A 20474-nucleotide genomic window follows, 5' to 3' on the forward strand; every position below is an offset into this window, starting at 1 on the left:
GCGGGGCTCACGCCTCGCGCGTGATCGTGACCTTCACGTGGAGCTGGCTCTTGAAGGGGCCGGCGTAGACGCCGCGGAGCGGGGGGACGTCGTTGTAGTCGCGCCCGCGGCCGACGAGCACGTGCCGGTCGCCGATCTCGATGTTGTTCGTGGGGTCGAACCCCTGCCACTCCCCCGCGAACCACTCGACCCAGGCGTGGGATTCGCCCGTCACTGCGACGCCGACCTCGGCATCCGGTCGGGGGTGGAGGTAGCCCGAGACGTAGCGCGCCGGGATCCCGACCTCGCGGAGCGCGCCGAGGGTGATGTGAGCGATGTCCTGGCAGACGCCCTTGCGAGCGGTCCAGGCCTCGCCCGCGGTGGAGTGGACCTCGGTCACGCCGTGGACGTACTCCACCGCGTCGCCGACGGCGACGGCGATCGCGTGGGCCGCCTCGCCCGGACGCGAGTGCTGCGCCGCGATGCCGCGGGCGAGCTCGGCCACCTCGGGGTGCGGGAGGGTGCGGGAGGTCTGCCCCATCTGCTCGACCGTCTCGATCGAGCGCGACGCCTCCTGCGCCAGATCGTGCCAGGTCACGTCGGCGTGCTCGAGGGGGCGGGGGCGCACCTCGACGAGCGACCGCGCCGTGATCGACAGCGACGAGTGCGGCGAGAGCACGTCGAACGACGCCACGCGCGTGCCGAAGTAGTCGACGTACTGGTTGACCGACGCCTGCGGCTCGATGTCGAGGGAGGAGTTCAGCACGAACTGGCTGTCGGTCGAGTTCGGCAGCATGCGCGCCTCGTTGTAGGACGCCGAGACGTCGCCGGGGTAGGAGAACCCCGTCTGATGCTCGATGCGTAGTCTCTTCATGAGATCTCTCCGATCCAGCTGGGCTCCGCTTGCGTGGGGAAGAACCGCGAGCGGATCGCCTCGGATGCCTCGCGCGTGACCTTCTGGACCCGCTGCATGTGCTGCGGCAGCTCGCCGAGGATCTCCGAGATCGGTCGGTACTCGAGGTCGTTGCGGATCTGCCCCAGGGCGCGGAGGACGGTGTTGGAGTGGCCGACGCGATCGGCGCGGGGATCGATCGCACTCATGCACTGCTCCGCGTGCTGGATGGAGAAGATGATCGAGCGCGGGAACAGGCGGTCCAGCAGCAGGAACTCCGCGGCGTTGCGCGCGCTCGGCATTCCCCGGTAGGTGCGCAGGTAGGCCTCGTACGCCCCGCAGGACCGGAGGATCGTGGTCCACGAGGGCCCGGAGACCTCGGTCAGCGACCGCGTGGCGAGCAGACGCGCGGTCATGTCGGTGCGCTCGATGCTCCGCCCGAGGGTGAAGAACTGCCACGCCTCGTCGCGACTGGTGGAGGAATCGACGACGCCGACGGCCAGCGCCGTGCGCTCGCGCACCCACTGGAAGAAGTCGTGGACCTTGTCGGGGTGCAGCCGCCGCGGCATCCGCGCACTGGTGGTGTTGAGCGTCTCCCAGAGTTCGGTCGAGACGATCTCGCGCGCACGGCGGGCGTTCTCGCGCGCGGCGGAGAGGGCGTAGGCGATGCTCGCCGGGTTCGAGCGGTCCACGGCGAGGTGCTGGAGGACGTCCTCGCGGCGGACCGGAATGGAGGCGTCGGGGGCCGCCGCGGACGACCCCATGACGCTCAGGAGCGAGCGGCAGGCGGTGTCCTCGTCGATCCACGGGTCCTCGAGCAGCAGCTGCAGGTGGACGTCGAGGATCCGCGCGGTGCCGTCGGAGCGCTCGATGTACCGCCCGATCCAGAACAACGACTCGGCGATGCGACTCAGCATGCGTCGTCACCCCCCGTCGCACCCTGGGTCGACTGCTGTTGCTGCTGCTCCTGCTGCTCGGTGCGCGAGCGCGGCCTGTCCTGCGGCGAGTGGGTGGGAGCGGGTTGACCGTCGTAGATGATCGGGATGGCCGCGGTCACCGCCGCCTGATCGGCGACGAGCCCCGACACCCCGTTCCCCTGCCCGTACTCGACGTGCGAGGGAGCCGAACCGCCGACGATCCACGTGTCCTTCGATCCGCCGCCCTGGCTGGAGTTCACCACCAGCTGGTTCTCGGGGAGGGCCACGCGCGTGAGGCCGCCGGGGAGCACCCAGATGTCGTCGCCGTCGTTCACCGCGAAGGGTCGCAGGTCGGCGTGGCGGGGGCGCATCCCGTCCTCGACGAGGGTCGGGATGGTCGAGAGCATCACCACAGGCTGCGCGATCCAGCCGCGCGGATCGGCGAGGAGGCGTTTGCGGAGACTCTCGAGTTCGGCCGGCGACGCGTCGGGGCCCACGACGAGGCCTTTGCCGCCGGAGCCGTCGACGGGCTTGACGACGAGCTCGTCCAGACGGTCGAGGACCTCCTCGAGGGCGTTCGGGTCCTCCAGGCGCCACGTGTCGACGTTCTTCAGGATCGGCTCCTCGGCGAGGTAGTACCGGATCAGGTCGGGCACGTAGGTGTAGAGGAGCTTGTCGTCGGCGACGCCGTTGCCGACCGCGTTGGCGATGGTGACATTGCCCAGACGCGCGGCGAGGAGAAGTCCCGGAGCTCCGAGCATCGAGTCGGCGCGGAACTGCAGCGGGTCGAGGAAGTCGTCGTCGACGCGGCGGTAGATCACATCCACCCGCTTCGGTCCGCGCGTGGTGCGCATGAACACCTTGCCGCCGACGCAGAGCAGGTCGCGTCCCTCGACCAGTTCCACGCCCATGAGGCGGGCGAGGAGGGTGTGCTCGAAGTACGCCGAGTTGTAGACGCCCGGGGTGAGCACGACGACGTTGGGGTCCTCGATGCCGCCAGGAGCCGAGGCGCGGAGCGCCGCCAAGAGCTTGTTCGGGTAATCGCCGACGGGGCGCACCCGCATCGACACGAACAGCTCGGGCAGGGTCTGGGCCATCACCCGCCGATTCGAGATGACATAGGAGACACCCGACGGCACTCGCACGTTGTCTTCGAGCACGCGCATCTCGCCGTGCTCGTCGCGGATCAGATCGATCCCGGAGACCTGGATGCGCACGCCGTTGGCGGAGTGGATGCCGGCGGCCTGGCGGTAGAAGTACTGCGACGAGGCGATGAGGCCGGCGGGCAGGATGCCGTCCCGCACGCAGTGCTGGTGCCCGTAGGCGTCGTCGAGGAACGCCTCGAGCGCCTTGACGCGCTGCTTCACGCCGGCTTCGACGCGCGACCACTCCTCGTAGGCGATGATCCGCGGAACCGCATCGAGGGGGAAGGGCCGCTCCTCGCCGGCGAAGTCGAACGTGACGCCCTGCGCGAGGTAGGAGCTCGCGAGCGAATCGGTGCGACCTCGGAGCTCCTCCTGCGTCATCTGTGCGAGCGCCTGGTAGAGCTCCCGGTACGCCTCCCGCGAGGGGGCGGGAGCGCCGGGATGATCGGGGCTGCCGAACATCTCGTCGAACGCGGGGACCCCCGAGGGGGTCTTGCGGGGCGCCACCGTGGAGCCGTAGCCGTCGAACAGATCACCCATGCGAAGACTCTAGTCCGGGGGGTGTTGCCGGAGTGTTTCGACCTGCCGGTCGGGGCACCGGGGCGCAGAATGCGCGCTCCGGTGCCCCGATCGGGTCAGGCGCGTCCGGCCCTGCGGCGGACGAGGACCGCTCCGAGGAGGAGGAGCAGGGCCGCGACCATCGCACCGACCAGGCCGTTCCCGCCGCCGGTGACTGCGAGGTCACCGGCGCCCGAGCCCGCACCGTGTCCCGCACCGGGTGTGGATCCCGAGCCGGGGCTGGACCCGTCGCCGTCGCCGTCCGAGCCACCGTCGCCGTCACCCGAGCCGCCGTCGCCGTCGCCGTCGCCCGGCCCCGGGGTGGGGTCCGAGACCTCGGCGAGCGCCTGCACGCGGTCCACGCTCACCGCACCGTCCGCGGCGGCGAACAGACCCGCGTCGCGCGCGGCATCCGTTCCCCCGAGGAGGATCTCGTAGCCGGTCACGGCCGCACGGCCGAACCCGTCGTCCGCCGCCCCGTCCGGCTGCTCGGCCGCGCGCTCGAACGCGTCGAACGGCAGCTCCACGAAGCGCCAGCCGGCCTCGTCGTCGACGAAGGTCGTCTCGAAACGCTCGGCGGTGTCGGGACCCTGGAACACCCGGATGTAGTCGACCTTCAGCTCCTGCGGGAAGGTCAGCGTGTCGGCGAGCGGGCCGCCGAAGTTGCCGCCCACGGCCATGTTCATGATCAGGAAGAACGGGTGCTCGTAGACCCAGTCGCTCGGGGCGACGTCCTCGGGCGTGGCGGTGTGGAAGAGGATCTCCTCGCCGCCGTCCCGCTGGACGTACCAGCGGATCTCGCCCTCTTCCCACTCCACCGAGAACGTCAGCCACTGGCCGCCGAGGTTCTCACCGAAGTCGTACGTGTTGCCGTACGCCTGACCACCGGAGTAGCCCGGCCCGTGGATGGTGCCGAAGATCTCCTCGGGCAGCTTCCCGACGAACTCCATGATGTCGATCTCGCCGGTGCGCGGCCAGCCGACCTCGCGGAAGTCGTTGCCGAGCGACCAGATCGCCGGCCAGATCCCCGCTTCGCCGTCGGGCATCTGCGCCCGCGCCTCGATGCGCCCGTGCTTGACCTCGAGCTTGTCCTCGGTGACCAGTCGCGCCGAGGTGTACTCGCAGTCGCCGTACCAGCACTCGAGGCCCGCCGCGGCCGGATCCTCGACCGCGCGGGTCGTGATCACCATGTTGCCCTCGCCGTCGTGCGCGGCGTTGTCGGTCGAGTCGGTGTAGTACTGCAGCTCGTCGTTGCCCCAGCCCCAGCCACCGGTCTCGTAGGTCCAATAGCGGGGATCCGCGGGGGTGCCCGCCGCCGCGTCGAACTCGTCCGACCAGCGCAGTTCCCAGTCCTCGGATGCCGCGGCCACGGGCTCGCCGTCCTGCACGCGCACCGTCACCTCGCCGCCGTCGCCCTGGCCCTGGAACCAGAAGCCCAGACCCTCGTGGTCGCTCATGTCGCGCGGCTCGGGGAACGTCCGGCCGAAGCCGCCCGTGCCGTCACCGTCGACCGTGATGTCGAGGACGTTGTCCCAGCGATCCTGGTCCGCGTAGGCATCGGCATCCGTCTCGGCGATCTCCCGCGTCGACAGCGTGGCGCCGCCGACGGGGTCGAGCCCCGCGGTGCCCTTCTCGAAGTCGTCGACGATGCCCGGGATCGCCGGGTCGGCGTCGACGATGCTCACCCGCGCGACGGCGAGGGGGTTCAGCTCCGCACCGACCGGGTTCGACAGACGCACGAGGAAGGTCTCGTCGACCTCCGCCTTGCCGTCCGCGATCGTCGGCACCGTGATGGTGGCGTCGCGCTCGCCGGCCGGGATCGTGACGGTTCCCGAGGTGGTGACGTAGTCGCGGTCGGCGGTGGCCGACAGGTCTTCGGTCGAGGTCCGGTCGGCCGCCTCCTCCGTGGTGAAGTCGACGGTGACATCGGCGTCCGATGCCCGCGTCAGGCGCACGGTGACCTCGGCGTCCTCGCCCTCCGCGACGGTGAAGATCGCCCGCGCGGTGTTGACGACGACCGGACGGTTCGCGTCCGACGCCCCCACGAGGGTGATGTCGTCGATGGCGATGTCGGCGGTGACGGCCGGGGAGGTCTGCTCCACGCCGATGCCGAAGCCGTGCATCTCGGTCAGGGTCAGCCCGTCATCGGGTGCCCCGTTGCCGATGTTCTTCCGCGTGAAGTCCGCGAACGGCAGCTCCACGAACCGCCATCCCGACCAGTCGTCGACGAACCGCACCGAGAACCGCTCGGCGTCATCGACCGTCGAGTCCGGGTTGCGGTTGTCCAGCAGGTCCACGAACATCGGCGCACCAGAGTTGCTGCCCCGCATCCAGAAGCCCACCCCGCGGGCATCGCTCCAGTCCTGCGTCTGCCACGACGATCCGTCCTCGGTGAACGTGTCGATCACCACAGCCCACGACGCCGTGTTCATCCCCAGCGACAGCACGTCGTTGTCGGACGCAGCCCCCGGACGACCGGCATCCACCGACCGCGCGAACGTCGGGACGTTCCCCGCGCCCTGCGCCGAGAACCACCCCAACGGCGGCACCGCAGCCGGATCGCCCAGCACCAGCTCCGCCTCGAAATCCTCCACGACCCGCTGGTACTTCACCAGCGAGATGTCGTCGATGGCGATGTCGGCGGTGACGGCCGGGGAGGTCTGCTCGACGCCGATGCCGAAGCCGTGCATCTCCGTCAGGGTCAGCCCGTCATCGGGTGCCCCGTTGCCGATGTTCTTCCGCGTGAAGTCCGCGAACGGCAGCTCCACGAACCGCCATCCCGACCAGTCGTCGACGAACCGCACCGAGAACCGCTCGGCGTCATCGACCGTCGAGTCCGGGTTGCGGTTGTCCAGCAGGTCCACGAACATCGGCGCACCAGAGTTGCTGCCCCGCATCCAGAAGCCCACCCCGCGGGCATCGCTCCAGTCCTGCGTCTGCCACGACGATCCGTCCTCGGTGAACGTGTCGATCACCACAGCCCACGACGCCGTGTTCATCCCCAGCGACAGCACGTCGTTGTCGGACGCAGCCCCCGGACGACCGGCATCCACCGACCGCGCGAACGTCGGGACGTTCCCCGCGCCCTGCGCCGAGAACCACCCCAACGGCGGCACCGCAGCCGGATCGCCCAGCACCAGCTCCGCCTCGAAATCCTCCACCACGTCGGTCAGGAGCGACAGCTCGCCCGTGGCGACCTCGTCGTCGTCACGGATCGTGACCTCGGTGCGCGCCGCGCCGAGGGTCGCACCGGTGGCGTCGCTGAGCACGACCGCGAAGGAGCGGTTGCCGCCGGCGACATCGTCGCCGATCGTCGGGACGGTGATCTGCGCGTCCTGCGCGCCGGGGGCGAGGGTGAGCGTCTCGGTGACGGCGGTGTAGTCCTCACCCGCGACGGCCGAGCCGTCCTCGGTGGCCACCGACACGGTCACCTCGGACGCGGATGCCGCGGACAGGCGGACCGGGATCACGGCGTCCTCGCCCTCGGTGACGCTCAGCGTCGTGGCGGTGACGCCGACGCTCGGCGCCACCTCGGCACCCGCGTAGAGGGCGACCTCGTCGAGCTTGATGGTCGCCTTGCCGCTCACGGCGGGGAAGAGGAGGCCGCGGACGAAGTCGAGGTCGAGGGTCCCGTCGGCGGGAGCTCCGGAATCCTGGAAGTCGGTGCCGTACGAGAACGCCGAGAACGGCAGCTGCACGAGCCGCCATCCGGCTGGACCGAGCGGCACGTCCACGTCCCACCGATCGTGGACGGTGGAGGAGCCGCTGACGGCGTCGAGGATCTCGACCTGGAGGGTCGCGTCGGAGCCGTCGCTGTACATCCAGAACTGCACGCCGTCGTAGGCGCTCCAGTCCTGCGCGGGGGCGGCACCGGTGAACTCGTATCCGATGCCCCCGAAGAACGGGTCGGCGGTGAGGTCGAAGCCGTAGGAGAGCACGCGCTCGTTGGGCTCGGTGTCCGACCACGAGCCGGTTCCCGCCTCAGCGACCGTCTGGATGCCGGCTCCGGCGGCGCCCCACTGGATGTGGGTCGACTCACCGGTCTCGTAGTCGTAGAGGGTCGTGACGGTCCCCTCGGCCGCCGTCGCGGCAGTCGGCACGAGACCGGCTCCCAGGAGTGAGGCGAGTGCGGCTGCGGCGACCGCGCGCAGCCCGATGATCCTTCGCATCGATTCAGACATCCTCGTCGTGTTCGGTGACCCCGTGCGGCATCGCAGCGTGGGAGCGTTCTCAGAGAGCGCTCCCACGCACCCTAGGCGGCAAGCTGCGGCAGTGTCAATGTGTGCGCTCACACGGCGGTCGGTGCGGCGGTGACGTCGGGCGGCCGCCGCGCAGACCTTATGGATGTGTGACGTCCGCCCCACCCGCACGGGCCCGGACGTACCCTGAATCCGTGTCCGCACCCGCGCCCTCCGGCCGAATCCCGCGCCCCCTCGCCGCTCTCGCGGGCGTGGCGGCCGTCGTCCTGGGCGCCGGCCTCGGCGAAGCCGTCGCAGCCCTCGTGGCCCCGGCATCCAGCCCTTTCGCCGCGATCGGCGGCGGACTCATCGATGCCGCGCCGCCCTGGGCGAAGGACGCCGCGATTGCCCTGTTCGGCACCGGCGACAAGGTCGCGCTCCTGGTCGGCATCGCCGTCGTGCTGCTCGCCCTCGCCGCGATCGCGGGGGTCCTCGAGGTGCGGCGCCCACCCTGGGGGCGAGTGCTCTTCGCGGCCGTGGGGGTCGGCGGGGCGATCGTGGCCGCGACCCGTTCGGACGCCGGACTGCTCGCGTGGATCCCCTCGGTGATCGCCGCGGCGGCCGCGGCCGCAACACTCTGGTTCCTCGCCGGGCGGCTCCGCGCCGCCCCGGTCGGGGGCGCGCCCGACGCCGACTCCCCGTCCGCGACGGCGGCCACGACCGCGCCGGACCGACGCACCTTCCTCGTCTACAGCGGCGGGGCGGTGGCCGTCGGCATCCTGGCGGCCTTCGTCGGCGCGGTCCGCACCACCGGCACGGTCGCCGTCGACGCGATCCGCTCGGCGCTGCGCCTTCCGACGCCGGCGGTCGCGGCACCCCCGGTCCCGACGGGCGCCGAGCTCGACCTCCCGGGCCTCGCCCGCGTCATCACGCCGAATGAGGCGTTCTACCGGATCGACACCGCCCTCGTCGTCCCCGAGATCGACCCCGCCGACTGGAGCCTCCGCATCCACGGCATGGTCGCCCGCGAGATCACCCTGACATGGGACGAGCTCCTCGCCCTCCCCCTCCGCGAGAGCGTCACCACCCTCGCCTGCGTGTCAAACCCGGTCGGGGGTGACCTCATCGGCAACGCGAAGTGGCTCGGCTACCCGATCCGAGAGCTGCTCGCCCGCGCGGAGCCGTCGGCGGATGCCGACATGGTGCTGTCGTGGTCGATCGACGGCTTCAGCGCATCGACGCCGATCGAGGCCCTCACGGACGAGCGCGAGTCGATCCTCGCCGTGGGGATGAACGGCGAACCCCTTCCCGTCGAGCACGGCTTCCCGGTGCGGATGGTGGTGCCCGGCCTCTACGGGTACGTTTCGGCGACGAAGTGGGTCACCGAGCTCGAGGTGACCCGGTTCGACCGGAAGCAGGCCTACTGGTCGACGCGCGGGTGGTCCGAGCGCGGTCCGATCAAACTGCAGTCGCGCATCGACGTCCCCCGCCGCGAGCAGGGCCTCCGCGCCGGCGACACCGTCATCGCAGGGATGGCGTGGCAGCAGCACGTCGGCATCGCGGGGGTCCAGGTGCAGATCGACGACGGACCCTGGCAGGACGCGACCCTCGCGACGGCGATCTCCGACGACACGTGGGTGCAGTGGAGCCTCCCGTGGACGGCGACGCCGGGCGACCACCTCCTCCGCTGCCGCGCGGTGAGCGCCACGGGCGATGTGCAGACCGCCGACCGCGCCGCCGTCGCCCCCGACGGCGCGACCGGGTACCACGAACGGTTCGTCCAGGTCTTCACCTGACCCGCCGGCACGCAGGGGTCGAGGCCTCAGCGCTTCAGCTCGCCCCGCAGGTGCTCGGCGATCCGCCGGCCACCGGCATCCGACATCACGACGGTGTAGTGGTTGAACCCGTCCCACTCCTCGTGCGCGACTCCCGGATGCGCGTCCCGCACCGTCGCGAGATGCGTCGGCGGGTAGAGCCCCGGCACCTCGTCCTGCAGGCCGCGCGGCACCGTCACGAACGTGGTCGGATGCCCGAGCCCCGCCAGGGCGTCGATCATCGTCGTGGATCCGCCGTTGAGGTCGACCGTGTCCTCCACGGTGGTGGCGTAGCTCGTGGCCGGACGGAAGGCGTCGCCGTCCGGGACGAGGTCATACGCGAAGTACGCCTCGATGATGTCGTCCCACACCTGGCGGAAGGCCGGATGCGGCCGCCAGAAGTCGAGGTACGCCTCGGGGCCGGCGAAGCGCATCCGCAGCCGCTGGGCCGTCGGGCCGAGGATCGCGGCGACGAGCTCGTCCGCGGTCAGGCCCGGAGGGGTCGCCAGCGGCAGCCCTCCGTCCACGAGGACGAGGCGGGTGACGAGTTCCGGATGACGATGCGCAAGGGCGACGGCCACGAACGCGCCCATCGAGTGCCCGACCACGATGCCGGGTCGCAGATCGAGGTGCGCGAAGACGGCCGCGAGATCATCGGCGTGCGCGGCCATTCCGGCGGGACCGCTCACGACGTTGCTCCGGCCACGCCCGCGGAGATCGGGCGCGACGAGACGGACGCCGGGGAGGTGGGCTGCGGTGTGGCTCCAGGCCAGGTGCGAGGCCGTGATCCCGTGGATGAGGACGACGGTCGGCGCATCCGGGTCGTCGGGTCCCCAGATCCCGACGGTGAGTGCGCCGCCGCGCACAGGGACCTCGACGGTGCGATGGGCCACGGTGCCGGTCATCGAATCGGTCATCGCGCGGTCCATCCGCCGTCCATGGCGAGGCTCGCCCCGGTCATCATGCCCGCGGCATCCGTCGCCAGCCAGCCGGCGAGGGAGGCGACCTCTTCCGGCGCGACGAGCCGCTTGACCGCCGATTCGGTGAGCATGATCTGCTCGACGACCTCCTCCTCGGGGATGCCGTGGATCCTCGCCTGGTCGGCGATCTGCTGCTCGACGAGCGGGGTGCGGACGTAGCCGGGATTGATGCAGTTGCTCGTGACGCCGTGCGGGGCGCCTTCGAGTGCCGTCACCTTGGAGAGCCCTTCCAGCGCGTGCTTCGCCGAGACGTAGGCGGCCTTGAACGGGCTCGCCCGCAGTCCGTGCGCACTGGAGACGTTGATGACCCGTCCCCACCCGCGGGTGTACATGTGCGGGAGGGCCGCGCGCACGAGCAGGAACGGCGACTCGACCATCAGCCGGTGGATGAAGCGGAAGGTCTCGGGGTCGTACTCGTGGATCGGCGCGACCTTCTGGATGCCGGCGTTGTTCACGAGGATGTCGACCTCGAGGACGAGGTCCTCCTGCGCGACCGTGTCGGAGAGGTCGACGACCCACGCCTCGCCGCCGACCCGTTCGGCCGCGGTGTGCGCGGCATCCGCGTTTCGGTCGGCGATGGTGACGTGCGCGCCGCGACGGGCGAATTCCTCGGCACAGGCGAGGCCGATGCCGCTCGCGCCGCCGGTGACGAGGGCGCGACGGCCCTCCAGGTCCTGTGTCATGCGGGTCCTTCCGTGCGGGCGCGGGGCGAGAGGGCGTTGCGGATGAAGCGGGCCATGTCCTCGACGACGGATGCCGGCATCTCGGCGGGCGGCGCGCCGTCGGCGTCCCGCTCCCACAGCAGATAGCGCATGCCGATCAGTTCGCCGGCGCCCATCAGCGCCCACGCGGTCACCTCGGGATCGAGCGCCGGGTCGACATCGCCCTCGGCCTGCGCGGCGCGCAGCCCCGACTCGTACCCCTCGACGATGCGCGTGTAGTGCAGCCGGAGGGTCTCCGGCGAGACGAACTCCGCCTCTCGGACGACACGGTAGAGCGCGGGGTGGGCGGCGGTGAAGCGGAAGAACCCCTCGAATCCGGCGCGCTCGGCGCTGATGCGATCCGTCGCGCCCGCCATCGCCTCCGCCATCGATCGGCGCACACGGCGGTTGAGGTCGATGACGAGCTCCTCGAAGACCTGCTGCTTGCCGTCGAAGTACAGGTAAAAGGTTCCGAGCCCGATGCCCGCGTGCTCTGTGATCTTCACGATGGATGCCTCGTGATAGCCCAGTTCGGCGAACACGTGCTCGGCCGCGGCGAGGATCCTGCCACGTGTCGCCTCGCCCCGCGAGGTCAGCGGCTTGCCGGCCGCGGAGAGGGGGCGTGGGTCGATGTGGGGGTCAGCGACGCTCATGGGCGTCCTCCTCGACGAGAGTCCGGGCGCGGGCGCGCAGGACGGAACGGGCGGGCTTGTCGAGAGCGGTGCGGGGCAGGTCGTCGACGAAGACGAACCGGACCGGCACCTTGTACGCGGCGAGGACGGCGCGGGCGTGCGCGTCGAGCTCGTCGGAGCCCAGGGCGGCGCCGTCTGCTCGGACGACGAACGCCACGCCGCGCTCCCCCCAGACCGGGTCGGGCGCACCGACCACCGCGACCGCCGCCACGCCGGGGTGAGCCGCGAGGACCTGCTCGATCTCGGCGGGGGCGACGTTCTCCCCGCCGGTGATGAAGATCTCCTTGATCCGGTCGACGACGCGGAACACCCCGTCCTCGCCGCGGTGGACGAGATCGCCGGTACGCAGCCATCCGTCGCTTCGCGCGCGCGCCGTCGCTGCGGGGTCATCGAGGTAGCCGGAGAACATCCCGGGGCCCCGCACCCACAGCTCGCCGGTGGCCGGCCCCTCCAGCGTGAGACCGGAGGCGTGGTCGACGACGCGTGTCTCGACGTGCCGGTAGGGGCGCCCCACCGTCCCGGGCCGGGTGGCGGCCTCCGCCGCCGGAAGGTGCAGCACGTTCGGTCCGGCTTCGGTGAGACCGTAGCCCTGGACGAGCGGGACGCCGCGGGCGGCCCAGCCCTCGGCGAGCGACGGGTCGATGGTGGCACCGCCGACGAAGGCGTGCCGGAGGGAGGACAGGTCGGATGCCGCGAACCCGGCGTCGTCGGCCAGCATCCGGTACTGCGTCGGGACGCCCATCATGGCCGTCACGCGGCGCTCGGCGATGAGCTGCAGCACGCGCGCCGGCTGGAAGGTGCGTTCGAGGACGACGGTCGCCCCGCTCCACCAGGCCAGGAGCGGCTGCACGTTCCAGCTCGCGACGTGGAACTGGGGCAGCATCGACAGCACGACGTCGCTCTCGGTGAGCTGGACGGCACCCGCGAGGGAGAGGTTCGTCCAGAAGCACGAGGCGTGACTGAGCACGACGCCCTTCGGGGCCGCCTCGCTGCCCGAGGTGAAGATGATCAGCAGCGGGTCGTCGTCGCGGACGGGTCGCGACGCCGCGGTGCCCCCTCGGCGGACGGGTGCGCGCTGCTCGACCCCCGTCGGGCCGAGCGTCGCGGTCGGGATGGTCCGCGGCGTCCGCTCGCTCGTCTCCCGGCCGAGGGCGACGTGCTCCTCGTCGATGAGGAGGAGCGCGGGATCGGTCCGGGAGATCAGCGCCGCGAGCTCGGCCGGCGTCAGACGCCACGACAGGGGAACCAGCGCGAGACCGAGCCGGGCGCAGGCGAAGAAGACGACGATGTGGTCGATGGAGTTGCCCGACAGGGTGGCGACACGATCGCCCGGCCCGTACCCGGCACGGCGCAGGGTGTCGGCGAGAGCGCCGGCGCGCGCCTCGAGCATCGCGTAGGTGATGGTCACGCCCCGGTCGTCGACCGCGACACGCGCCCCGGACACGGCGGCTCGCTCGGGCAGCCAGCGCCCGAGCGTGTGGGCCCCGTCGCCGCTGGTCACGCCCTCGCCTCCGCGGGGGTCTCGCTGGAGTCGTCCATGCGGCCGAGCTCCGACCGCGTCCGCTCGCCGCGGCGACGGCGCACGGCCGCGTCGACGGTGCCGGCGATGCCGCCGGGGAGGAACAGCACGACGAGGATGAACAGCACGCCGAGCAGGAAGAGCGGCTCGGACAGCGGCACCCGCAGGATTCCCGGCAGGTCCTGAATCCAATCGGCCCGCGCGAGCACCGTCAATCGCTGGTCGAGGATCGTGTAGAGCACACCGCCTACGATGGCACCCCACCGGAACCCGACGCCACCGAGGACCACCATCACCAGGACCGTGATGGTGAGGTCGGCGCCCACCGCACTCGGCTGGGTGCCCGACTGCAGCAGCATGTAGGCGATGCCCGACAGCGACGCGCAGCCCGCGGCGACGACGAAGACGACCAGCTTCGCGCGGTACGGGTGAAGCCCCAGCACCTGGACCCGCAGCTCGTTCTCGCGCGTGGCCTGGGCCAGGTGGCCGAGACGGGAGCGATCCACCCACAGCACCACGAGGTAGACCACGACCAGCACCACGAGTGTGAACCAGTAGAGGTTGCGGGTGTTCGCGACCCCGACGAGCCAGTCGGGCACGTGCTCGACCGGCAGGCGAAGCCCCTCCTCGCCGCCCGTGATCTGCTGGTTACGGCGGACCAGCACCGATCCCGCCTGCGCGAAGGCGAGGGTGACCATCGCGAACGGGATGCCGTTCACCCGCATCGCGACGCTGCCGGTGATGAGGGCGATCACGAGCCCGCCGAGAAGCGCGATGAGGATGCCGGGCCACAGCGGCACCTCGAGGAAGCGCAGCGCGACCCCGAGGCCGTAGGCGCCCGCGCCGAAGTAGAGGGCGTGCCCGAACGACAGCATCCCGGAAGTGCCGAGCAGCAGGTTGTAGGAGAGGGCGAGCGCGGCGAAGACGAGGCACAGCGAGAGCAGCGCGAGCGTGCCCGGCGAATAGGTCGGGCCGGGCAGGATGCCGGGAACGGAGATGTTCAGGAGCGGCAGCACGGCCATGACGACGACGAGCACGCCGCCGACGACGAAGGGGAGCACCGCGCCGAGGCGGCCGCGGACGAGGGTGGGGACACCGGTCGTGGTGGTCATGCTTTCCTCCCGAGGATGCCTCGCGGCCGGACCAGCAGGACGACGGCGAGAAGGGCGACGACGATGAAGTCGCCCGTGCCGTCGAGGTAGAAGTTGGCGAACTGCTGGAGCACCGCCACGACGACGGAGGCGATCGCGGCGCCGGTGAGCGAGCCGAGCCCGCCGATGACGGTCACGATGAACGCGAAGATGAGCAGCGTCGAGCCGAGGTGCGCGGAGACGAAGGTGAAGTAGTGCATCGCGAGCACGCCGCCGATGCCGGCCGCCGCTCCGCCGATCGCGAACACCAGGGTGAACGAGCGGCGCACGTCGATGCCGAGCGCGGTCACCATCGAGCGGTTCTCGACGCCGGCGCGGATGATCATGCCGTAGCGCGTCTTCTGCAGGAACAGCACGAGTGCGGCGAGCACCAGGACGGCAGCGACCATGAGCACCCAGTAGGTGTTCGGGATGCGGGCGCCGAGGACCTCGGTGGTGCCCCGCAGCCACCCGGGACCGCTGATGTTGATCGGATCGGTGCCCCAGATGCCCTCGAACAGCGCGACGGCGGCGAACGAGAGACCGACGGTGATGAGCACCTGTTCGATGTGACGCTCGTACAGCGGCCGGATGAGGACGAGCTCGGTGAGCGTCGCGAAGGCGGCGCCGACCGCTGCGCCGACGACGACCGAGGCGAGGAATGATCCCCACGAGTCGGTGCCGAGCGCCTGCGCCACCTGCCAGCCGATGAATGCGCTGAGGGTGAGGAAGGCGCCGTGCGCGAAGTTGAGGACGTGCATGAGGCCGTAGATGAGGCTCAGCCCCGACGCGACCAGGAAGTACAGTGCGCCGAGGCCGACGCCGGTGATGAGGATGAGGACGAGGCCGCTCACGCGTGCACCTCCCCGCTGACGCCGAGCAGGCGCATGGTGAGCGCCCGGTCATCGAGGATCGACGCGGCGGTCCCCGTGTGGACGACCTGACCGCCGGCGATGACGACGGCCTCGTCCGCCAGGTGCCGGACGACCTCGAGGTTCTGCTCCACGAGGAGGATCGGCACGGTCTTGGCCGCCTCCCGGAGCGCATCGGCCACCTGGGCGACGATCTTCGGCGCGAGGCCCTTCGTGGGCTCGTCGACGAGGAGGATCCGGTTGTCGTTGAGCAGCGCGCGGGCGACGGAGACCATCTGCTGCTGACCACCGGAGAGCGTGCCCGCCATCTGACCCCGGCGCGCCACGAGATCGGGGAAGAGCTCGGCGACGAACTCCCGCCTCGGGTTCTTGGCGCGCTCGGCGAGGGCGAGGTTCTCGGCGACGGTGAGCTTGGCGAAGACTTCGCGATCCTCGGGTACGTAGCCGACGCCGCGCTGCACGATCCGGTGGGTCGGGAGGGCGTCGATCCGCTCGCCGGCGAGGGTCACGACCCCTCGCCGCGAGATGAGGCCGAGGATGCCGCGGAGTGTGGAGGTCTTGCCCACGCCGTTGCGGCCGAGGACGGCGGTGATGCCGACGGAGGGGACCGAGAAGGACACATCCTGGACGACCTGCTGTCCGGCGATCGAGGCGGACAGGTGCTCCACGGTGAGGATGGGCTCGACGGCGGCGCTCATGCGGCGGTTCCGAGGTAGGCGCTCTGCACGGTGGGGTTCTCCATGATCCGCTGCGGGGTGTCGAAGGCGATGATCGAGCCGGCGTACATGACGGCGACCCGGTCGACGAGACCCATGAGGACGTCGATATGGTGCTCGACCATGAGGACGGTGGCGCCGGTCTCGCTCTGCATCCGCCGGATGGTGTCGACGAGACCGGACACGTCGCCGGAGCCGACACCCGCCATCGGCTCGTCGAGCAGCACGATGGAGGCGTCCGTGGCGAGGAGCACCGCGATCTCGAGTTTGCGCTTGTCGCCGTGCGAGATGTCGCCGGCGGCGGTGTCGCGCTTGTGCTCGAGACCGACGAGGGCGAGCTTCTCCCGCGCCGTCGCGATGGCGGCATCCGTCGGACGGGGGAAGCGCAGCAGGGAGTAGCTGCCGCCCCGGGTGACCTGCGCGGCGAGCCGCACGTTCTCGAGCACGCTCAGTCGCGGGAACAGGCTCGAGGTCTGGAAGGTGCGCCCCAGTCCCGCCCTCGCCCGCTGGGGAACGGACAGGCCGGTGATGTCCTGACCACCCATGAGGACACGGCCCGCCGTCGGGCGCGCGATCCCGGAGAGGATGTTGAACAGGGTGGTCTTCCCGGCGCCGTTGGGGCCGATGACCCCGACGAGGCTGCCGGCGGGGACGTCGAGGTCGACGTCCTGCAGGATGGTCGCGCCGCCGATCTGCAGGCCGAGGCCCTCGACACGGAGCGCGGACGGGACGGGGGCGTTCATGATGCTCCTCGGTGGCCGATCAGATCACGGGGCTTCGGCCGGGGCGACCGACTCGGCGTCCACCGTGCCGACGAGCTCGGGGACGAGCGCGCCGTCCTCCGTGACGAGCTTCACCTGGTACATCTCCTGGAGGAGCGCGTGATCGCTCGCGCGGACCGTGGTCTCGCCCTTCGGACCGTCGAACGTCCATCCCTCGAGCGCGTCGATCATCGCGTCGACGTCTCCCTGGCCCTCCCTCACGGCCTGCACGAGCATGAGCGCCGCGACGAAGCCGTCCGGGGTGAAGAGGTCCGGCGTGCCGCCCTCCGCCTCGACCGCGTCGACCATCGCGTCGTTCACCGCGTTGTCGGGGGCGCCGGCGAAGTAGTGGTTGAGGAAGCTGATCTGCTCGGAGGCCTCCCCGTAGGCGCCGAACGTGGCGGCGTCACCGAGCCCGGTCACGACCGGGATGTCGTCGAGCACGCCCTGCTGACTCATCGCCTGCCACATCGCACCGGAGGTGGCTCCAGCCCAGGCCACGAACACGAGGTCGGGGGCGCCGGAGAGCACCTGCTGCGCGAAGGGGGTGAACTCCGTCACGTCCTCGGCCACGAGCACGCTGTCCACCTCGGCACCCATGCCGCCGAGGATCGCCGAGACGGCGGCCTCGTTGCCCTGACCGAAGGCGTTGTTCTGCGCGAAGACCGTGACCTTCTTGCCCTCGATGTCCTCGAGGAAGCCGCCGGCGGTCGCCACGTCCTGCGCGGACTGGCGGCCGGTGCGGAACGTGTACTCGTTGATACCGGTGACGGCGTCGGCGGCAGCCGGTCCGGAGAGGAAGAGCACCTGGTTCTGCGCGGCCTGCTCGGCGAGCGCCAGGGCGACGCCCGAAGAAGCGCTGCCGGCCAGGATGCTGACACCGTCGCCGATGAGCTCCTTGGCGATCGTGACGGCCGTGTCGGGATCGCCCGCGTCGTCGCGGTAGACGATGTCCAGCGCGATGCCGTCGACCTCGCCGGTGCCGTCGGTCGCGTAGTCGAGACCCGCACGGAAACCGTCGAGGTACTGCTCGCCGTAGCCGGCCAGAGGGCCGGTCTCGCTCGTGATCACGCCGACGGAGACGGACTCGGGCCCCGCGTCGCCACCGTCGCCCCCGGGCATCGCCGAGCTCGGCGCGCACGCCGCGAGTGCGAGGGCGGCCGTGGCGACCACGGACCCCAGGAACAGCTTCTTCGGAACGCGCATGGCACTTCCCTTTCACCTTTGAAAGCAAGACATGAGACCCGATTCAGGTCTCTTCAATCATGGGGCGTCCCGGGCGCGGTGTCAATCCGCGCGCGCGTCGGCACGGAACGTCGCCCGCGCGCACGCGTCGGGCGGGCGCGCGGGACGTCGGTGGCGCACCCACGCTGGACAGGTGCGGAGAGAGAAGACCCGCGGCGGCGCGGACCGAGTCGGTGAGCGGCGGTCGACTCAGGCGGCGAGGACGTGCCGGAGCTGCTCGACGGCCCAGTCGAGCTCGGTCGCGCGGATGACCAGCGGCGGCGCGATGCGGATCGTCTGTCCGTGCGTGTCCTTCACCAGGACACCGCGGCCGAGGAGCTTCTCCGCGATCTCACGGCCGGTGCCGCGAGCCGGGTCGATGTCGACGCCCGCCCAGAGTCCCGCCACACGGATGCCGGTGACCCCGGAGCCGACGAGCTCGCCGAGCTTCGCCTCGAGGTGCTCGCCGAGCGCGGCCGCGCGGGTCTGGAACTCGCCCGTCGCGAGCATCTCGACCACGCGGGTGCCGACCGCGGCGGCGAGAGGGTTGCCGCCGAAGGTCGAGCCGTGCTCGCCGGGGTGGATGATCCCGAGCACGTCGCGGTCGGCGACCACTGCGGAGACGGGGAGGATGCCGCCGCCGAGCGCCTTGCCGAGCAGGTAGACATCGGGCACGACGTCTTCGCGCTGGCAGGCGAAGGTCGTGCCGACCCGACCGAGGCCGGACTGGATCTCGTCGGCGATCATCAGCACACCGTGGCGTGCGGTGATCTCACGGACGGCGCGGAGGTAACCCTCGGGCGGGATGATGACGCCCGCCTCGCCCTGGATGGGCTCGAGCAGCACCGCCGCGGTGGTGTCGTCGATCGCTGCGTCGAGGGCGGCGGCGTCGCCGAAGGGCACGGTGACGAAGCCGGGCGCGTAGGGGCCGAAGTCGCCGCGGGCCTGCGGGTCGTCGCTGAAGCCCACGATCGTGGTGGTCCGGCCGTGGAAGTTGTCGCTCGCCACGACGATGGTCGCCCGGTCCGCGGGGATGCCCTTCACGCGATAGCCCCACGCGCGGGCGACCTTGATGCCGGTCTCGACCGCCTCGGCGCCGGTGTTCATCGGCAGCACCATGTCTTTTCCGCACAGGTCCGCCAGCGCCGCGGCGAAGGCGCCGAGCCGGTCGTTGTGGAACGCGCGGCTGGTGAGGGTCACGCGCGAGAGCTGCTCCTGGGCCGCGGCGACGATCGCCGGGTGGCAGTGACCGAAGTTCACCGCGGAGTACGCCGCCAGGAGATCCAGGTAGCGCTTGCCCTCGATGTCGGTGACCCAGGCGCCCTCGCCGCGCGCGACGACGACGGGCAGCGGGTGGTAGTTGTGCGCGACGTGCGCGTCCTCGGCCGCGATGACCGCGGCCGACGAGGCCTCGCCGACGGTCGGCAAGCTCATGATTCCGCTCCGCGGAGCTCCAGCGTGCAGCACTTGATGCCGCCCCCGCCGAGGAGGAGCTCGGAGAGATCGACCATGATCGGGGTGTAGCCGCGCTCGCGCAGCTGCGCCTCGAATCCGGTCGCGCGCGGCGAGATGATGACGTTCCGCCCATCGCTGGCCGAGTTCAGCCCGAACACCGCACCGTCGGCATCCGCGACCTGGATCGCGTCGGGATAGCGCTCCTCGAGCACGCGACGGCTCTCGGCGTCGAACGCGCCGGGGAGGTAGGCGATGTTCGCCCGCTCCACGCCGCCCGGGCCCTCGACGGGGTCGAGGACCGAGATCGCCGTGTCCAGGTGGTAGAAGCGCGGGTCGGTGAGTGTGAGGCTCACGACCTCCTTGCCGAACACCTCGCGGAGCTCCCGGTGGCTGTCGCCGGTGGAGCGGAAGCCGGTGCCGGCGAGGATCGTGTCGCCGACGAGGAGGAAGTCGCCCTCGCCCTCGTTGACCTCGACCGGGTCGACGACGTCGAAGCCCTGCGCGCCGAACCACTCCATGAACGCCGGCCCCTCGGGCGCGCGCTCGGGGAAGCGGAAGCGGGCCCCGTAGGCGACGCCGTCGATGACGAATCCGCCGTTGGCGGTGTAGACCATGTCGGGGAGCCCCGGGATCGGATCGATCAGCTCGACCTCGTGGCCGAGCGCGAGGTAGGTGTCGTAGAGCGTCTGCCACTGGGCGACGGCCTTGGCGGTGTCGGTCGGCTTCGCCGGCTCCATCCAGGGGTTGATCGAGTAGGTGACGGTGAAGTGCTCGGGCCGGCACATGAGGTACCGGCGGTGCTGCTGCACGCGCTCCGTGCTTTCGGATGCCGCGGCGGTGGCAGCGGGCATGGTCGGCGTCTGGTGTCCAGTGGTCATTTCGCTCCTCGGCGGAGGGGATGGCGGACGCTGTCCTCGAGGCCCGGCGGGGTCGGAGACCAT

The 20474-nt window shown here is 71.1% G+C and carries 16 protein-coding genes; 1 reads left to right on the top strand and 15 read right to left on the bottom strand.

Annotated elements, in window-relative coordinates; translation table 11 throughout:
• Positions 1 to 7: 7 nt before the first annotated feature.
• The 4 genes from ABXJ56_RS04880 to ABXJ56_RS04895 form a co-directional block, all read right to left on the bottom strand.
• The gene (locus ABXJ56_RS04880; RefSeq protein ID WP_353998596.1) at positions 8 to 853 is read right to left on the bottom strand and encodes a transglutaminase family protein; all 846 of its coding nucleotides are present in this window, start codon (positions 851 to 853) and stop codon (positions 8 to 10) included.
• Positions 850 to 1788: an alpha-E domain-containing protein gene (locus ABXJ56_RS04885; RefSeq protein ID WP_353998597.1), complete on the bottom strand. Its 939-nt coding sequence runs from the start codon at positions 1786 to 1788 to the stop codon at positions 850 to 852. The genes ABXJ56_RS04880 and ABXJ56_RS04885 overlap by 4 nt, the downstream gene beginning before the upstream one ends.
• Positions 1782 to 3473: a circularly permuted type 2 ATP-grasp protein gene (locus ABXJ56_RS04890; protein WP_353998598.1), complete on the bottom strand. Its 1692-nt coding sequence runs from the start codon at positions 3471 to 3473 to the stop codon at positions 1782 to 1784. The genes ABXJ56_RS04885 and ABXJ56_RS04890 overlap by 7 nt, the downstream gene beginning before the upstream one ends.
• A 95-nt stretch (positions 3474 to 3568) precedes the next feature.
• On the bottom strand, positions 3569 to 7660 hold the full coding sequence (locus ABXJ56_RS04895; protein ID WP_353998599.1) for a carbohydrate binding domain-containing protein: 4092 nt from the start codon (positions 7658 to 7660) through the stop codon (positions 3569 to 3571).
• A 224-nt stretch (positions 7661 to 7884) separates the two neighbouring features.
• On the opposite strand from ABXJ56_RS04895, the gene ABXJ56_RS04900 reads away from it, so the two are divergent.
• A complete protein-coding gene (locus ABXJ56_RS04900; protein ID WP_353998600.1) occupies positions 7885 to 9465 on the top strand; it encodes a molybdopterin-dependent oxidoreductase in 1581 nt (526 codons plus the stop codon).
• A 26-nt stretch (positions 9466 to 9491) separates the two neighbouring features.
• Here the strand turns inward: ABXJ56_RS04900 and ABXJ56_RS04905 are convergent, their stop codons facing one another.
• The 11 genes from ABXJ56_RS04905 to ddaH form a co-directional block, all read right to left on the bottom strand.
• Positions 9492 to 10400, bottom strand: coding sequence for an alpha/beta fold hydrolase (locus tag ABXJ56_RS04905; RefSeq protein ID WP_353998601.1), 909 nt, complete (start codon positions 10398 to 10400; stop codon positions 9492 to 9494).
• On the bottom strand, positions 10397 to 11146 hold the full coding sequence (locus ABXJ56_RS04910; protein WP_353998602.1) for a 3-hydroxybutyrate dehydrogenase: 750 nt from the start codon (positions 11144 to 11146) through the stop codon (positions 10397 to 10399). The genes ABXJ56_RS04905 and ABXJ56_RS04910 overlap by 4 nt, the downstream gene beginning before the upstream one ends.
• Entirely contained in the window at positions 11143 to 11817 is a 675-nt protein-coding gene (locus ABXJ56_RS04915; protein WP_353998603.1) for a TetR/AcrR family transcriptional regulator, read from the bottom strand. The genes ABXJ56_RS04910 and ABXJ56_RS04915 overlap by 4 nt, the downstream gene beginning before the upstream one ends.
• The gene (locus tag ABXJ56_RS04920) at positions 11804 to 13357 is read right to left on the bottom strand and encodes a class I adenylate-forming enzyme family protein (RefSeq protein ID WP_353998604.1); all 1554 of its coding nucleotides are present in this window, start codon (positions 13355 to 13357) and stop codon (positions 11804 to 11806) included. The genes ABXJ56_RS04915 and ABXJ56_RS04920 overlap by 14 nt, the downstream gene beginning before the upstream one ends.
• Positions 13354 to 14487, bottom strand: coding sequence for a branched-chain amino acid ABC transporter permease (locus ABXJ56_RS04925; RefSeq protein ID WP_353998605.1), 1134 nt, complete (start codon positions 14485 to 14487; stop codon positions 13354 to 13356). The genes ABXJ56_RS04920 and ABXJ56_RS04925 overlap by 4 nt, the downstream gene beginning before the upstream one ends.
• Positions 14484 to 15359, bottom strand: a complete 876-nt coding sequence (locus ABXJ56_RS04930; RefSeq protein ID WP_353998606.1) for a branched-chain amino acid ABC transporter permease — start codon at positions 15357 to 15359, stop codon at positions 14484 to 14486. The genes ABXJ56_RS04925 and ABXJ56_RS04930 overlap by 4 nt, the downstream gene beginning before the upstream one ends.
• Positions 15356 to 16075: an ABC transporter ATP-binding protein gene (locus ABXJ56_RS04935; protein ID WP_353998607.1), complete on the bottom strand. Its 720-nt coding sequence runs from the start codon at positions 16073 to 16075 to the stop codon at positions 15356 to 15358. Before ABXJ56_RS04935 ends, ABXJ56_RS04930 begins: the two co-directional genes overlap by 4 nt.
• On the bottom strand, positions 16072 to 16836 hold the full coding sequence (locus ABXJ56_RS04940; protein WP_353998608.1) for an ABC transporter ATP-binding protein: 765 nt from the start codon (positions 16834 to 16836) through the stop codon (positions 16072 to 16074). Before ABXJ56_RS04940 ends, ABXJ56_RS04935 begins: the two co-directional genes overlap by 4 nt.
• Positions 16837 to 16860: 24 nt before the next feature.
• On the bottom strand, positions 16861 to 18060 hold the full coding sequence (locus ABXJ56_RS04945; protein WP_353998609.1) for a substrate-binding domain-containing protein: 1200 nt from the start codon (positions 18058 to 18060) through the stop codon (positions 16861 to 16863).
• Positions 18061 to 18288: 228 nt separating this feature from the next.
• On the bottom strand, positions 18289 to 19512 hold the full coding sequence (gene rocD / locus ABXJ56_RS04950) for an ornithine--oxo-acid transaminase (RefSeq protein ID WP_353998610.1): 1224 nt from the start codon (positions 19510 to 19512) through the stop codon (positions 18289 to 18291).
• A complete protein-coding gene (gene ddaH, locus ABXJ56_RS04955) occupies positions 19509 to 20384 on the bottom strand; it encodes a dimethylargininase (RefSeq protein WP_353999964.1) in 876 nt (291 codons plus the stop codon). The genes rocD and ddaH overlap by 4 nt, the downstream gene beginning before the upstream one ends.
• Positions 20385 to 20474: the final 90 nt, after the last annotated feature.

This window comes from Microbacterium aurantiacum, from assembly GCF_040532595.1.
GTDB lineage: Bacteria > Actinomycetota > Actinomycetes > Actinomycetales > Microbacteriaceae > Microbacterium > Microbacterium chocolatum_B.

What these genes read in the sequence shown, in the direction of transcription:
- ABXJ56_RS04880 (WP_353998596.1), bottom strand. Translation starts at nt 853, where the DNA reads ATGAAGAGACTACGCATCGAGCATCAGACGGGGTTCTCCTACCCCGGC.
- ABXJ56_RS04885 (WP_353998597.1), bottom strand. Translation starts at nt 1,788, where the DNA reads ATGCTGAGTCGCATCGCCGAGTCGTTGTTCTGGATCGGGCGGTACATC.
- ABXJ56_RS04890 (WP_353998598.1), bottom strand. Translation starts at nt 3,473, where the DNA reads ATGGGTGATCTGTTCGACGGCTACGGCTCCACGGTGGCGCCCCGCAAG.
- ABXJ56_RS04895 (WP_353998599.1), bottom strand. Translation starts at nt 7,660, where the DNA reads ATGCGAAGGATCATCGGGCTGCGCGCGGTCGCCGCAGCCGCACTCGCC.
- ABXJ56_RS04905 (WP_353998601.1), bottom strand. Translation starts at nt 10,400, where the DNA reads ATGACCGATTCGATGACCGGCACCGTGGCCCATCGCACCGTCGAGGTC.
- ABXJ56_RS04910 (WP_353998602.1), bottom strand. Translation starts at nt 11,146, where the DNA reads ATGACACAGGACCTGGAGGGCCGTCGCGCCCTCGTCACCGGCGGCGCG.
- ABXJ56_RS04915 (WP_353998603.1), bottom strand. Translation starts at nt 11,817, where the DNA reads ATGAGCGTCGCTGACCCCCACATCGACCCACGCCCCCTCTCCGCGGCC.
- ABXJ56_RS04925 (WP_353998605.1), bottom strand. Translation starts at nt 14,487, where the DNA reads ATGACCACCACGACCGGTGTCCCCACCCTCGTCCGCGGCCGCCTCGGC.
- ABXJ56_RS04935 (WP_353998607.1), bottom strand. Translation starts at nt 16,075, where the DNA reads ATGAGCGCCGCCGTCGAGCCCATCCTCACCGTGGAGCACCTGTCCGCC.
- ABXJ56_RS04940 (WP_353998608.1), bottom strand. Translation starts at nt 16,836, where the DNA reads ATGAACGCCCCCGTCCCGTCCGCGCTCCGTGTCGAGGGCCTCGGCCTG.
- ABXJ56_RS04945 (WP_353998609.1), bottom strand. Translation starts at nt 18,060, where the DNA reads ATGCGCGTTCCGAAGAAGCTGTTCCTGGGGTCCGTGGTCGCCACGGCC.
- rocD (WP_353998610.1), bottom strand. Translation starts at nt 19,512, where the DNA reads ATGAGCTTGCCGACCGTCGGCGAGGCCTCGTCGGCCGCGGTCATCGCG.
- ddaH (WP_353999964.1), bottom strand. Translation starts at nt 20,384, where the DNA reads ATGCCCGCTGCCACCGCCGCGGCATCCGAAAGCACGGAGCGCGTGCAG.